This window comes from Streptomyces sp. NPDC031379 (genome assembly GCF_055569615.1).
Genome location: NZ_JBVIIT010000029.1, coordinates 1 through 13,434 on the forward strand (window position 1 = coordinate 1; position 13,434 = coordinate 13,434).

Consider the following 13,434-nt stretch of genomic DNA (forward strand, 5'->3'; position numbering starts at 1 on the left):
GAACTGTTCGTTCGACATGATCTGCAGGCCCGGCCGGGCCAGCTCGGCGCGCATCAGCAGCGCCATGACGCCACCGATCAGGAAGAACGCGAACGCGGTGACCAAGTAGAGCGTGCCGATCGTCTTGTGGTCGGTGCTGGTGAGCCACTGCACGGCCCTGGTGTCTCTGATCCTCTTCACGCCCCGCCTGTGTCCGTGCCCGGCCGGTGGGTCACACTCGGACGGCGCGAGAAGCATCACGGAAGAAGGGTGTGACGATCCGGGGGGTGCCGGACACGAACCGAACATGAGCAACGACGAGATCTTCGCCGCTGCCTATCGCGAGCACTACTGGGCGGTCAGCCGCTATGTCGCGAGGCGACTTCAGGGGCGGGCCGGCGAGGTGGAGGAAGTGGTGGCGGAGGTGTTCACCGTCGCCTGGCGGCGCCGCGGCGACCTGCCGGACGCGCCGCTGCCCTGGCTGTACGGGGTGGCCCGCAACTGCCTGGCGAACGCGGTACGCGGCTACGGGCGCCGGCGCCGGCTGGTGGACCGGCTGGGCAACGACGAGGCCGCGCACGGCCGGCACATCATGGACAGCCCCGACGCTGAGGCCCCGGGCGCCTGGGTGCACGAGGCACTGGACCGGCTGTCCCCGTCGGACCAGGAGGTGCTGCGGCTGGCCGCCTGGGAGGAACTCGACACCGAGGAGATCGCCGTCGCCCTGGGCTGCGGCAGACGAGCGGCGGCGATGCGCCTGCACCGGGCGCGGCGCCGCCTCAGAGCCGAGATCGACCGGATGGGCCCCGCCACGGCCGCCCTGCCCGACGGCCGGCCCGCCCCGGAGCCCGCCTCCGCCGGCGCGACCCTGTGCAAGGACCACGGACATGGCTGACGAACTCGAACTCCTCCACCGCGCCAACCCGGTGCCGGCCGACGCACCCCGGTTCGGCGACGGACCGCTCGACCACCAGGCCGAGCGGCAGCTCGCACGACTGCTGCACCAGCAGCCCGCACGGCGACGTCTCCGGCTGCTCCCGCCGCCTCCCGGCCGCACCCCGCGCGCCCGGCTGGTCTGGGGCCTCGCCGCCACCGCCGTCGCCCTCGTGATCGCCATCAACGCCGTCCTCGGCGGCCCGAGCACGTCGCGGGCCGTCGCCGCGCCGCGCCCGCTGAGCGTCCGCGCCCACTCCGCGCCCGTACCCCTGAAGGACATGATCGCCCTCGCCGACGCGGCCGCGTCGGGCGGCACACCGGGCCTGCGCAAGGGAACGCACGTGCAGTCGTGGAGCCTCGGCATGAGCGACGGCAAGCGTCCCGTCACCCTCCCCGAGGAGCGGGTGGTGCGCTGGCGGGCGGATGCCACCCACACCGAACTGGTCGTGGCGACCGACCCGCGCAGACCCGGCAGCCCGGTCCTCACCGACGAGGGCGACGACCCGCACGAGGTGGCGGACGGCCATGTGATCAGCCGGACCACCTACCCGCCGATGTGGAGCGACGCCCCGCCCGAGGGGACGCCGCCGCACACCGCGGCGGCCCTCGGCGCCTACCTCACCGAAGTCGCCCGTCCCGAGACCGACCGCAGCACGGCCCCGCTGAGCACCGCCGAACTCCTCGACGCCGTCGGGGAACTGCTCGACCACTGGACCCTGGGCGCCCGCGAGTCGGCCGCCCTCGTCCGGCTGTTCGCGAAGGCCGAGGGGCTGCGGCCGGTCGGCGAGGTGACCGACCGCCTGGGCCGCCCCGGCCACGCGTACGTGTACGACGCCGGAGGCATCCGGCACATGCTGATCCTGGAACCGCGCACCGGCGCGGTCCTCGGCATGGAGGACACCTTCACCAAGGCCGACCCCGCCTACGGAGTGAAGGCCGGAGACGTCATGGGTTACTGCGCCTGGATGCGCTGATCACACCCCGAGCTGCCGGGCGGCGGCATCCACCGTCTGCTCCAGCAGCGTGGCGATGGTCATCGGACCGACGCCGCCCGGCACCGGCGTGATCAGCGAGGCCCGCTCCACGGCCGAGTCGAAGTCGACGTCGCCGACGTTGCCCGGGTTGTAGCCGGCGTCGATCACAACCGCGCCGGGCTTGATGTCCTGTCCGCGGATCAGCCGCGGCCGGCCGACAGCGGCGACGACGATGTCCGCCTCGCGGACCGCGGCCGACAGGTCCCGGGTGCGCGAGTGACAGTACGTCACGGTCGCGTCCCGGGCCAGCAGCAGCATGCCCACCGGCTTGCCGAGGATCGCGCTGCGGCCCACCACCACCGCCCGCTTCCCGGCCGGGTCGACGCCGTACTCGTCGAGCAGCCGCAGGATGCCGCCGGGCGTGCACGAGACGAACCCCGGCAGGCCGAAGCTCATCGTGGCGAACGAGGCGAAGGTGACACCGTCGACGTCCTTCTCCGGCGCGATCGCCTCGAACGCGGCCCGCTCGTCGACGTGGTCGCCCACCGGGTGCTGGAGCAGAATCCCGTGCACCCCCGGATCGGCCGACAACTCCCGCAGCGCGCCCACCAGTTCGGCGGTCGTCGTGGCCGCGGGCAGGGCCACGTGACGTGACTCGATGCCGGCCTTGCGGCAGCGGTTCTGCTTCATGCGGACGTACGTCACGGACGCCGGGTCCTCGCCGACCAGCACGGTCGCCAGACAGGGCGCGCCACCCGTGCGTGCGGTGAGGTCGGCGGCCTTCTTCGCGGTGTCCTCGACGATACGGCGGGCGAGGGCGGTGCCGTCCATGAGACGGGCCTGGGTCATGCTGCACACTCCTGAGCTGGATCGACTGTCCTCGCCCAGGCGCGCGGCATCCACCACGGGCCGCTCCCCGGTGGTTCTCCACCTCAGCGCCAGTCACGACCCGCGTACAGCGTAACCGAGCGTGTCCATGAGGCGATCGCCCGGTTGGGCGCGGGCGGCGCTCACCGCGGCCGGACCTGCCGTGTGCGCGCCGCGTGCGGCAGCGCGGGGCGCGGGCGGGTTGCTCTCAGCACCGCCCGCAGCAGCACCGTGGGCACCGGCAGCGCCGCCCCGGCAGTCGCCGCCCGCCGCCGAGGGCGGGCCCGGCGGGCCCGACCCAGGGTTCCCCGGGCCGAGAAGGTCCAGGTCAGCCGGGTGCTGACCTGGACCCTCGCGACTCTCCTCGAGCCGCCTGTCATGCCCGGGTGCTCCTACTCGTCCCAGGCCTGGATGATCAGCTGGTCGGCGATCTTGCCGTCCTTCAGAGTGATCATCGACTCGGCGAGAACCCGCGTGCCGTCCCCGTACTCGCAGGACTCGCTGAAGGCGGCGCGATCGCCCTGCACGACGCACTGCTCCAGTTTGTGCGTCATGTCGCGGCTGTAGATGTCGTCCAGCAACTCGGCGATCTGGCCCCGGCCGTGCAGGACGGTGGGGTGACTGGGCTGGTTGTTGTGGTCGACGATGCGGATCTTCGCGTCGTCGGCGTAGAGCGACAGAAGGTTGTTTCCGGTGTTTCCTTCTATGCCCCGGCGCAGTGTCTCGGCGTCGAAGGCGGAGCCTGCCGCGGTGCCCATGGTGACCTCCTTCAGGCGCCCGCGGCCCGACGAGGAACGGGCCGCTCGGCCCCACCTTCGAGACTCCTCCGGCCCAGCGGCCTCGGCAAGCGCAGGCGGCGCGCTCCGCCTCACGGGTGAGCGGGGTCCGCCGCCCGTGTCCGGCCGGGGTCCGCCACCGTTGCTGAAGACATGATCTCAACACGACGCATCGCCGCCGCGGTCGGTCTGGCCGCCGGGATCGCGGGCCTCGCCGTACCGTCGGCGAACGCGGCCGAAGCCGGCGCACCGCTCGTCGGGAAGCTCGGCGCGATGAGCACGCTGGACTCGCTCACCACCAGTGGCGTCCCCGCGCCGGAGAAGGACCGGCTCCCGCGGGTGTCCCAGCAGCTGGGGGAGCTGAAGCACCTCAACGAGCTGAATCAGCTGGAGCAGCTCGTCGCCCCCGTTGCGCCCCTGCTCGGTCTGCTGCCCGCCGTCCACTGATCCCGCACCCGGTGACCGGGGCCGTCCCGGCCGGGACGGCCCGCATCGCCGCCGGCCCGTGACGCCCTGTCCGTCACGGGCCGGCCCGCTCCCGCGGCGCCTGCCGGGAGGCCGCCCGGAGTTCACCACCGGTCCGGCCCCGGCGAGACAACGGCAGAGGACATCATCCGGTCACCTTCCCCCTGGTTCCGCTCGCCGCGACAGCACCGGTGCGCACGGCCCAGGGCTCGCGTCGGAAGGCCCCTGGTCCCACCGGACCGACGGTCGACACCGGGGCCCGAGGCCGGGCATGCCGCCACCGGCGCTGAATCAGGCCTCCGCAGGGCCGACATGGGCCCCAAGGCCCCGGGTGCCCGGACCCCACTTCCCGGACCGTCTCCGAGTCCTTCCGCGTCCTCTGCGGCGGGGTCCAGCCGTGCGACGGCCGCCGCCGGCCCACCGGACGGCAGGGCGAACCCGCCGCCGACGGCCGGAAAGATCCACGATCACCCCAGTGGGCCGTGCCGCTACCGATCGGTCGCGCGTAGGGTCGGCAGCAGAAGGCAATCGATGGAAGGGGCCAGGCCATGGCGCAGGAAGTACGCGGCGTGATCGCACCGGGCAAGGACGAGCCCGTACGGATCGAGACGATCGTGGTGCCGGACCCCGGCCCCGGCGAAGCCGTCGTACAGATCCAGGCCTGCGGTGTCTGCCACACCGACCTGCACTACAAGCAGGGCGGCATCTCCGACGACTTCCCCTTCCTCCTCGGCCACGAGGCAGCCGGTGTGGTGGAGTCGGTCGGCGAGGGCGTCACCGACGTGGCACCCGGTGACTTCGTCGTCCTCAACTGGCGTGCCGTGTGCGGCAACTGCCGGGCCTGTCTGCGCGGCCGGCCCTGGTACTGCTTCAACACGCACAACGCCGAGCAGAAGATGACCCTCGCCGCCACCGGGCAGGAACTCTCCCCGGCGCTCGGCATCGGCGCGTTCGCCGAGAAGACGCTGGTCGCCGCCGGACAGTGCACCAAGGTCGACCCGGCCGTCTCCCCGGCGGTCGCCGGACTGCTGGGCTGCGGGGTGATGGCCGGCATCGGAGCCGCGATCAACACCGGAGGCGTCGGCCGCGGCGACTCGGTCGCCGTCATCGGCTGCGGCGGCGTCGGCGACGCGGCCATCGCCGGAGCGAACCTGGCCGGCGCGGCGAAGATCATCGCCGTCGACATCGACGACCGCAAGCTGGACAAGGCCCGCACCCTCGGCGCCACCCACACCGTCAACTCCCGGCAGACCGACCCGATCGAGGCGATCCGAGAGCTGACCGGCGGCTTCGGCGCCGATGTCGTCATCGAGGCCGTCGGCCGCCCCGAGACCTACCGGCAGGCCTTCTACGCCCGCGACCTCGCCGGCACCGTCGTCCTCGTCGGCGTCCCCACCCCCGAGATGAAGCTAGAACTGCCGCTGCTGGACGTCTTCGGCCGCGGTGGCGCCCTGAAGTCCTCCTGGTACGGCGACTGCCTGCCCTCCCGCGACTTCCCCATGCTGATCGACCTGCATCTGCAAGGCCGGCTGCCGCTCGACGCGTTCGTCACCGAGACCATCCAACTCGACGAGGTGGAGAAGGCGTTCGAGCGGATGCACCACGGCGACGTGCTGCGCTCGGTGGTGGTGCTGTGATGACCACGCGCATCGAACGACTCGTCACCTCGGGACAGTTCACGCTCGACGGCGGTACCTGGGACGTCGACAACAACGTGTGGATCGTCGGCGACGAACGCGAGGTGATCGTCATCGACGCCGCGCACGACGCCGAGGCCATCGCCGAGGCCGTGGCCGACCGCAGGGTGACCGCCATCGTGTGCACCCACGCGCACAACGACCACATCAGCGCCGCCCCCGCCCTCGCCGACCTCACCGGTGCCGTCATCTGGCTGCACCCCGACGACCTGCCGCTGTGGAAGCAGACCCACCCGGACCGCGACCCCGACCGGCACCTCGCCGACGGCCAGGTCATCGAGACCGCCGGCGCCGACCTGACCGTCATGCACACCCCCGGACACGCCCCCGGCGCCGTCTGCCTGTACGACCCCGGCCTCGGCGCAGTCTTCACCGGCGACACCCTCTTCCAGGGCGGCCCGGGTGCGACCGGACGCTCCTTCTCCCACTTCCCGACGATCATCGACTCCATCCGCGACCGCCTCCTCACCCTCCCGCCGGAGACCAAGGTCCTCACCGGCCACGGCGACCCCACCACCATCGGCGCCGAGGCACCCCACCTGGAGGAGTGGATCGAGCGGGGGCACTGACGGACCGGCCGGACGAGGACGCCGGGATCCGCCGGAAAAGACGACAAAAGATGTCCGGCTTTCCCGTGACAGTGGACGGCGACAGCAGTCGTACCGCACAGGAGGCCGGACATGTCAGGACCGTTGCAGGGCAAGGTCGCGTTGGTCGCGGGGGCGACCCGGGGCGCCGGACGGGGCATCGCCGTCGAGCTCGGCGCGGCCGGCGCCACCGTCTACGTCACCGGCCGCAGCACCCGCGCCCACCGCTCGGAGTACGACCGCCCCGAGACGATCGAGGACACCGCCGACCTCGTCACCGCGGCCGGCGGGCACGGCATCGCCGTACCGGCCGACCACCTGGACCGGGCCGCCGTACGGGCCCTGGTGGACCGCATCGCGGACGAGCGGGGCCGCCTCGACGTCCTCGTCAACGACATCTGGGGCGGTGAGAAGCTCTTCGCGTGGGACACCCCGGTGTGGGAGCACGACCTCGACAAGGGGCTCAGACTGCTCCGGCTCGCCGTCGAGACGCACGCCGTCACCAGCCACTACGCGCTGCCGCTGCTGCTCCGGCACCCCGGCGGCCTGGTCGTGGAGGTCACCGACGGCACCGCCGACTACAACCGTGACACCTACCGCGTGAACTTCTTCTACGACCTCGCCAAGGCCTCCGTCCTGCGCATGGCCTTCGCCCTCGGCCACGAGCTGGGCCCACGCGGCGCCACGGCCGTGGCACTGACTCCCGGCTGGCTGCGCTCGGAGATCATGCTCGACGAGTTCGGCGTCCGCGAGGACAACTGGCGCGACGCTCTCGAGCGCGTTCCGCACTTCGCCATCTCCGAGACCCCCCGCTTCACCGGTCGTGCCGTCGCCGCCCTGGCCGCCGACCCCGACGTGGCCCGTTTCAACGGGCAGTCCCTCTCCAGCGGTGGGCTGGCCCAGACGTACGGCTTCACCGACCTCGACGGCACCCGCCCCGACGCCTGGCGGTATCTGGTCGAGGTCCAGGACGCGGGCAGACCGGCGGACGTCACCGGGTACCGGTGAGCCGCACGCGCCTTGGCTTCCGGTGCCGGGAACGCCCCTCGGCCGCACGCTCTGCCCGTTCCGGTGAAAGGCCGGACCTCTCGGCCGTACGGTCGGCCCATGACCGATCACACCCGCTTCGCAGGACACGGAGTTCTCGTCACGGGCGCGGCCCGCGGCATCGGAGCCGCCGTCGCCCGCCGGCTCGCCGAGGAGGGAGGCCGGGTCCTGGTCACCGACCGGGACCTGCCCGAGGCCGAGCGGACCGCGGCGGCGCTGCGCCGACACGGCCTCGCCGCCGAGGCGTTCGGCTGCGACGTGGCCGACCGCGCATCCGTCGACGCGGCCGTCGCCCGTGCCGTGGCCGCCTTCGGCTCGCTCGACGTGCTGGTCAACAGCGCAGCCCACTGCACCCCGGACACCCCGCTCTTCGAGGACGACCCCGACGAGGCGTGGGCGCTCGACCTCGACATCACCCTCGCCGGCGCCTACCGATGCTGCCGCGCCGCGCTGCCGCACCTCGCCGCCTCCGGACGCGGCGCGATCGTGAGCATCGGGTCCGTCAACGGCCTGCAGGACTTCGGCAACCACGCCTACAGCGCGGCCAAGGCCGGCCTCGGCTCCCTCACCCGGACCCTCGCCGGACACGCGGCGGTCCGGGGCGTCCGGGTGAACCTCGTGGCGCCGGGCACGGTCCGGACCTCGGCGTGGGAAGGGCGCGACGACGATCTCGCCGCCGTGCGCGCCCTGTACCCGCTCGGCCGGGTCGGCGAGCCGGAGGACATCGCCGCCGCCGTCGCCTTCCTCGCCTCCCGCGACGCCGCCTGGATCACCGGCACCACGCTCGTGGCCGACGGCGGCCTCACCGCGGTGAACACCGGCTTCCACACGGCGGTGCGCCGCCCCTCCTGAGCGCCCCCAAAGGCCCCCGGCCGCCGGCCGCGCGGCGACGAAGTTCACCGTTTCGTCACAGGCTGACCGGAACCACAACCATGGCCTCCCCGGGCAGGTCTAGTAGTCCGAGGCCGCGGGAATCGCGCAGGGGAAGCACCCGGGACAGGTCCTGGGTGAAAGGGGAGAAGGGGAAGTGTCCGTCATGGGGGACATACGCAGACGAGGTGTCGTGGCGCTGGGCGTCACCGGGTTGGTGACGCCGCTCGCGCTCGCCTTCACCGCGGCACCGGCCCAGGCCGCGAGCTGCACCACGCAGGCGGGGCCGTACCAGAAGCAGGTGGAGAAGTTCCTGGGCCGCCCGGTCGACGGCAAGCAGTCCGCCGCCGACTGCAAGGCCGTCCAGGCCTTCCAGAACAAGCACGGCATCACGCCCAACATCGGCTACGCCGGACCCGTCACCTGGGGCGTGATGGATCTGATGAACAAGCAGAAGGCCGTCGGGAACAAGCCGAACAAGGACGGCAAGTGCCCGGTGAACAAGGGCCGTATCGCCTGTGTCAACCTCACGCTCCAGCTGAGCTGGATCCAGGACGGCAAGAAGCTCGTCTACGGCCCGGTGCCGGTGCGCACCGGCCGCGACGGCTACGAGACCCGCACCGGTCTGAAGAAGATCTACTGGCGGGACATCGACCACGTCTCGACCATCTACAACGTGCCGATGCCCTACAGCCAGTTCTTCGACGGTGGCCAGGCCTTCCACTCGGTGGGCCTGAGCATGTGGAACCCGCCGGGCTCGCACGGCTGCGTCAACATGACCACGACGACCGCCAAGAAGTACTGGTCGCTGCTGAAGAACGGCGACGACGTCTTCGTCTACGGCCGCAAGCCGGGCACCTGAGCCCTCAGGCCCCGGGCGCGTCCCCGAAGTCGGGGATCTCCAGCCGCACCCCGCCCTGCCGTGCCGACTCGTGCGCGACGATGCCCGGCAGGGTGTAGCGGGCGGCCACCCACGCGTTCACCGACGGCAGCGTGCGCGTGGTGACGGCGGTGACGAAGTCGTCCACCAGGAAGTGGTGGCTGCCCTCGTGCCCGTTGTGCAGATGGTCGAACTCCCGGGGCAGCCGCGAGCGGTCGTGCACCGGCGCCGAACCGGAGGTGAAGGCGGCCCGCAGCTCCGGTGCGATGTGCTGCAGCGACGGGTCGTCGGGGGACAGGGTCTGCTTGGGCTCCAGCAGCTCGCTGATGTCCTTCACGCCGTTCTTGTCCTGCCACAGGGCCACCGTCGCCAGCTGCTCCATGCTGGCCTCCGTGCCGAAGAACCGGAACCGGGACTCGCGGATGTGTGAGGGGTAGCCGACCCGCCGGAACTCGTTCGTACGGAACGAGCCGCCGCCCGCCACCTCGAACAGAGCGGTCGCGTTGGACACGTCGTTGTCGAACTGGCTGACCGAGCGATCGAACACGCCGTCGCCCCGCTCATCGCGCACGCCGATCGCCGACACGCTCACCGCGTGGGTACGCCAGGCCCCGAGCACCCCGCCGACCGAGTGCGTCGGGTACAGCAGCGGGGGATAGCTGGCGGTCGCCTTCCACTCCTCGCCGCCGCTGTACCGGTAGGCGTCGTAGAAGCCGAGGTCCATGTCGTGGACGTAGTCGCCCTCGGCGTAGAACAGCCGGCCGAAGGCGCCCTCCGCGATCTGGTTGCGGGCGTGCACGGTCGCCGGGTTGTACTGGCTGGTCTCGCCCATCATGTACGTCAGCCCGGTCGCCCGCACCGCGTCGACGATCGCCGCGACCTCCTCCGTGGTGATCGCCATGGGGACCGCGGAGTAGACGTGCTTGCCCGCGTTCAGGCCACCCAGGACCAGCGGGCCGTGCGTCCAGCGCTGGGTGAAGACCGCGATCGCGTCGACCGCCGGCGATTCCAGCATGGCCGCGTACGACGGGAAGGTGCCCGCGAGCCCCTGCGCGGCGACGAGCCGCTCGGCCCGCTCCGGCAGCAGATCGGTGACATAGACGTCACGGACACCGGGGTGGGCCTGGAACAGGGTGGCGAACTGGCCGGAGAACTGTCCGGCGCCGACGATGCCGAGGGAGAAGGTCATACGCGTTACTTTTGCGCCGGAAGAATCCACGCGTCAAGAGGGTGTGGAACGGGCGGGATCGGGCGCCTGGATCTCAGTAGGATGACCTTGTTGCTTTTGCTGCAGAAGAAAATGAGGGGTCTGCTCCCATGACCAGCTGGCTGCCGCTCAGCCCCGCGGAACGCTCGGTGGCGATCGAGGTCCTCCTGCACGGACCGCTGTCCCGCACCGGGCTGGCGCGCCGGCTCCGTCTCTCCCAGGGCAGCCTCACCCGGCTGACCAAGCCGCTGATCGAGTCCGGCCTTCTGGTGGAGGCCCCGGAGACGGGCGGCGCGGCGGCGCGGCAGGGGCGTCCGTCACAGCCGCTCGACGTCCTCGCCGACTCCCGCGCCTTCCTCGGCTTCAAGATCACCGCCGACATGGTCTACGGCGTCGTCACCACGCTCCGCAGCGAGATCACCGACCGCCTCGACCGGCCGCTCGCCACGCACGACCCGGACGCCGTCGCCGACCTGCTCGCGCGGATGACCGCCGAGCTGGCCGCACGCCATCCCACCCTGGCGGGCATCGGCATCGGTGTGGGCGGACGCGTGCGGGATCGCGCCGTGGCGGGGGAGTCGCCCTTCCTGGGGTGGCGGGACGTGCCGTTCGCCGCCCTCGTGCGGGAGCGCACCGGCCTGCCGGTCGTCCTGGAGAACGACGTGGCCGCCCTGGTCGAGGCCGAGACCTGGTTCGGCGCGGGCCGGGGGCTCGACCGCTTCGTCGTCCTGACCATCGGCGCCGGCTTCGGCTACGGGCTGGTGCTGGGCGGCAGCAGGGTGCCCTTCGAGGAGGAGGGCCGCGGCTTCGCGCAGCACTGGATCCTCGACCCGCACGGCCCCCTCACCCCCGACGGCGCGCGGGGCAGCGCCGTGTCCCTGCTCACCGTCCCCAGCATCGAGTACCAGATCCGCGCCGCCACCGGCCGGGACGCCCGCTACGAGGACATCCTCGCCGGCGCCGCCGGCGGCGATCCCCTGGCCTCCCGGGTGATCGGCGAGGCCGCCCGGGCGCTCGGCACCCTCGTCGCGCAGATCGCCAACTTCGCCATGCCGCAGAAGATCCTGCTCGCCGGGGAGGGGGTCGGCCTGATGGATGTGGCCGGGAACACGGTCCGCGAGACCATCCGCGCCCACCGGCATCCGCAGGCCTCTCCGGTCGACCTGGAGACCAAGGTCTCCGACTTCCACGACTGGGCGCGCGGTGCCGCCGTACTGGCGATCCAGGTGCTGGTGCTCGGGCTGACCGAGAACTGATCAGGGCCGGTCAGGGGCATGAACTGCCCCTCTGGCCCGACTCATTGACGTGATGAGTAACACGGTCCGAAATGTCCGCATCAGGTGTACTTACTCACAGCGTCTTCACGTCGATCGGCATATGCTTCACAGCATGTCCACCACTGTTGAAGCCGCCTCCGAGCGATCGGCCGCGGAGGTCAACGAGGAGATCCGGGCCCTGTGGCTCCGGTCGGGCGGGACACTGACCACCGAGCAGCGCGCGGAGTACCAGCGCCTCGTGATGGAGTGGGCCGCCGCGGCCCCGCAGTCGCAGCCGCACCGGGCGGCCTGACCTACCAGGCGCCCCTCGCGCCGCACCGTCCCGGGCACCCGTGAGAGCACGGGTGCCCTTCTCGTCGCCTCATCGGCCGCACCCGGCCTCGCCCTGTCAGCCCCACGTCGCCGAGTAGTACCGCTGATACGCCTTGCGGTCCTGCTCGGCCCGGATGAAGCGGGTCGCGACCAGCGCGATCAGACTGCCCGCGATGACCAGCAGGCCCGGGCCGACGTTCCGTGTGTCCGTCAGCCGCGCCAGCAGGGCCCGCCCCTCCGACGCGCCCGTGACCGGCGCCGAGGATCCCGGCGATGCCGCGCTGGGCGCCATCGCGCCCTGCGACGCGGGCGCCGACGGCGCGGGCGCTGCGCCCTGTGCCCCGCCCGCGTTCTGCGCCGACGCGATCAGCCGGACCCCGAGGGCCGTCATCGCCTTGGTCACCGGCTGGAAGAACGTCGTCCCGCCGCTCGTGCAGTCACCGTTGCCGCCCGAGGTGACGCCCAGCGCGACGCCCTCGGAGAACATCGGGCCGCCGCTGTCGCCCGGTTCGGCGCACACGTCGGTCTCGATGAGCCCGGTGACCGTCCCCTCCGGGTAGTTGACGGTCGCGTTCAGCGCCGTGACCTGCCCGTCCCGCAGTCCGCTGGTGCTGCCGCTGCGGAACACCCGCTGCCCCACCGCCGGATCCGCGGCCCCGGTGATGCGCACACCCTTGCCGCCGCCGATCGCCACGACGTCGGCGCCCGCACCGGCCTTGCCGGAGGCGTACTGCACGAGGGAGAAGTCGCTGCCGGGAAAGGAGCTGTTGACGGTCCTGCCGAGCTGCTGGTCGCCCTGGTTGTCGGCGAACCAGGTGGATCCGGCCGGACCGCAGTGACCGGCCGTCAGGATGAAGTCGCTCTGCCCGTTGGTGACGTTGAAGCCTGCCGAGCAGCGGCCGCCGGTCGACAGGATCGGCTGGGCACCGTTCAGCCGCGTGGTGAAGGTGCCCTTCGTGCGTTCCATGTGCACGAAAGAGCCGATCCTCGTGGCCACCTGGGTCATCCGCGACCAGTCACCGGCGGAGACCGTGCTGTCCGCCCGCACCATGACCCGGTTGGTGCGGTAGTCCACCGCCCACGCCGTGCCGGTCACCCGTGGTGCCGAACGCAGGGTGGCGGTGGCCGACTTGAGTTCGTTCATGCTGTGGGAGACGACCTTCGCCGCGGCCCCCGACCGCCGTACCGCCCGGGCCGCCGCGTCGTCGGTCACCGCCACGACCGGCCGCCCGTCGGCGCCGATCCAGCTGCCGGCCGTCCGCGCGCTGCCCAGCCGCGCCACCAGCGCGGCGCCGGTGTCCCCGGCGCCACCGGCGGAGCTGAGCGGTCTGGCGGAGGCCGGAGGCGTCTCGCTCGCCATGGCCGCCTGGGCGACCATCGCGCCGCCCAGGAGGAGTCCGCCGACCGCCGCCAGCCGTGTCACTCGCCGGACGACCCGTCGTCGTGCGTGCCGCATGCAAGGCTCCCGAAGCCGAACCCGGATGCGCGCTGCCCGTCCCGGCACCGCGCGGCCCTCGGGTCGTCGAGGGCCCGTACCTCCATACGGAGCCGACGGTGGCG

Annotated in this window: 14 protein-coding genes, 1 pseudogene and 1 riboswitch; of the genes and pseudogenes, 10 read left to right on the forward strand and 5 right to left on the reverse strand. The window is 72.3% G+C overall.

What is annotated here, in order from left to right:
* Window positions 1-237 (reverse strand): annotated as a pseudogene (locus ACZ5CW_RS34095) (aa3-type cytochrome oxidase subunit I); the annotation flags it as partial.
* 49 nt (window positions 238-286) lie between these two features.
* Between ACZ5CW_RS34095 and ACZ5CW_RS34100 the strand changes: the two are divergent.
* Window positions 287-874, forward strand: coding sequence for an RNA polymerase sigma factor (locus tag ACZ5CW_RS34100; RefSeq protein ID WP_468608341.1), 588 nt, complete (start codon window positions 287-289; stop codon window positions 872-874).
* Entirely contained in the window at window positions 867-1,889 is a 1,023-nt protein-coding gene (locus tag ACZ5CW_RS34105) for a CU044_5270 family protein (protein WP_468608343.1), read from the forward strand. Before ACZ5CW_RS34100 ends, ACZ5CW_RS34105 begins: the two co-directional genes overlap by 8 nt.
* Here ACZ5CW_RS34105 and ACZ5CW_RS34110 read toward each other — a convergent pair whose 3' ends face one another.
* Window positions 1,890-2,738: a bifunctional 5,10-methylenetetrahydrofolate dehydrogenase/5,10-methenyltetrahydrofolate cyclohydrolase gene (locus ACZ5CW_RS34110; protein ID WP_468608345.1), complete on the reverse strand. Its 849-nt coding sequence runs from the start codon at window positions 2,736-2,738 to the stop codon at window positions 1,890-1,892.
* Window positions 2,739-2,764: 26 nt separating this feature from the next.
* Window positions 2,765-2,845, reverse strand: a riboswitch (ZMP/ZTP riboswitch).
* Window positions 2,846-3,148: 303 nt separating this feature from the next.
* Complete coding sequence (locus ACZ5CW_RS34115) at window positions 3,149-3,514, reverse strand: nuclear transport factor 2 family protein (protein WP_468608347.1); 366 nt, start codon at window positions 3,512-3,514, stop codon at window positions 3,149-3,151.
* A gap of 171 nt (window positions 3,515-3,685) precedes the next feature.
* Here ACZ5CW_RS34115 and ACZ5CW_RS34120 point away from each other — a divergent pair, with 171 nt between their 5' ends.
* The 6 genes from ACZ5CW_RS34120 to ACZ5CW_RS34145 all read left to right on the forward strand — a co-directional run bounded on the left by ACZ5CW_RS34120 (window position 3,686) and on the right by ACZ5CW_RS34145 (window position 9,060).
* Window positions 3,686-3,979: a hypothetical protein gene (locus tag ACZ5CW_RS34120; protein WP_468608349.1), complete on the forward strand. Its 294-nt coding sequence runs from the start codon at window positions 3,686-3,688 to the stop codon at window positions 3,977-3,979.
* Between the two features lie 566 nt (window positions 3,980-4,545).
* On the forward strand, window positions 4,546-5,634 hold the full coding sequence (locus tag ACZ5CW_RS34125) for an S-(hydroxymethyl)mycothiol dehydrogenase (RefSeq protein ID WP_468608351.1): 1,089 nt from the start codon (window positions 4,546-4,548) through the stop codon (window positions 5,632-5,634).
* Entirely contained in the window at window positions 5,634-6,263 is a 630-nt protein-coding gene (locus ACZ5CW_RS34130) for an MBL fold metallo-hydrolase (protein ID WP_468608353.1), read from the forward strand. Before ACZ5CW_RS34125 ends, ACZ5CW_RS34130 begins: the two co-directional genes overlap by 1 nt.
* 111 nt (window positions 6,264-6,374) lie before the next feature.
* A complete protein-coding gene (locus ACZ5CW_RS34135; protein ID WP_468608355.1) occupies window positions 6,375-7,289 on the forward strand; it encodes an SDR family oxidoreductase in 915 nt (304 codons plus the stop codon).
* Window positions 7,290-7,388: 99 nt separating this feature from the next.
* Complete coding sequence (locus tag ACZ5CW_RS34140; protein WP_468608357.1) at window positions 7,389-8,180, forward strand: SDR family NAD(P)-dependent oxidoreductase; 792 nt, start codon at window positions 7,389-7,391, stop codon at window positions 8,178-8,180.
* Between the two features lie 184 nt (window positions 8,181-8,364).
* On the forward strand, window positions 8,365-9,060 hold the full coding sequence (locus tag ACZ5CW_RS34145; protein ID WP_468608359.1) for a L,D-transpeptidase family protein: 696 nt from the start codon (window positions 8,365-8,367) through the stop codon (window positions 9,058-9,060).
* Between the two features lie 4 nt (window positions 9,061-9,064).
* On the opposite strand, the gene ACZ5CW_RS34150 is transcribed toward ACZ5CW_RS34145, so the two are convergent.
* On the reverse strand, window positions 9,065-10,267 hold the full coding sequence (locus ACZ5CW_RS34150) for a Gfo/Idh/MocA family protein (RefSeq protein WP_468608361.1): 1,203 nt from the start codon (window positions 10,265-10,267) through the stop codon (window positions 9,065-9,067).
* A gap of 128 nt (window positions 10,268-10,395) precedes the next feature.
* On the opposite strand from ACZ5CW_RS34150, the gene ACZ5CW_RS34155 reads away from it, so the two are divergent.
* The gene (locus ACZ5CW_RS34155) at window positions 10,396-11,541 is read left to right on the forward strand and encodes an ROK family transcriptional regulator (RefSeq protein ID WP_468608363.1); all 1,146 of its coding nucleotides are present in this window, start codon (window positions 10,396-10,398) and stop codon (window positions 11,539-11,541) included.
* A gap of 121 nt (window positions 11,542-11,662) precedes the next feature.
* Entirely contained in the window at window positions 11,663-11,854 is a 192-nt protein-coding gene (locus ACZ5CW_RS34160; RefSeq protein ID WP_468608365.1) for a hypothetical protein, read from the forward strand.
* A gap of 96 nt (window positions 11,855-11,950) precedes the next feature.
* On the opposite strand, the gene ACZ5CW_RS34165 is transcribed toward ACZ5CW_RS34160, so the two are convergent.
* A complete protein-coding gene (locus tag ACZ5CW_RS34165; RefSeq protein WP_468608367.1) occupies window positions 11,951-13,330 on the reverse strand; it encodes a S1 family peptidase in 1,380 nt (459 codons plus the stop codon).
* Between the last annotated feature and the right edge of the window lie 104 nt (window positions 13,331-13,434).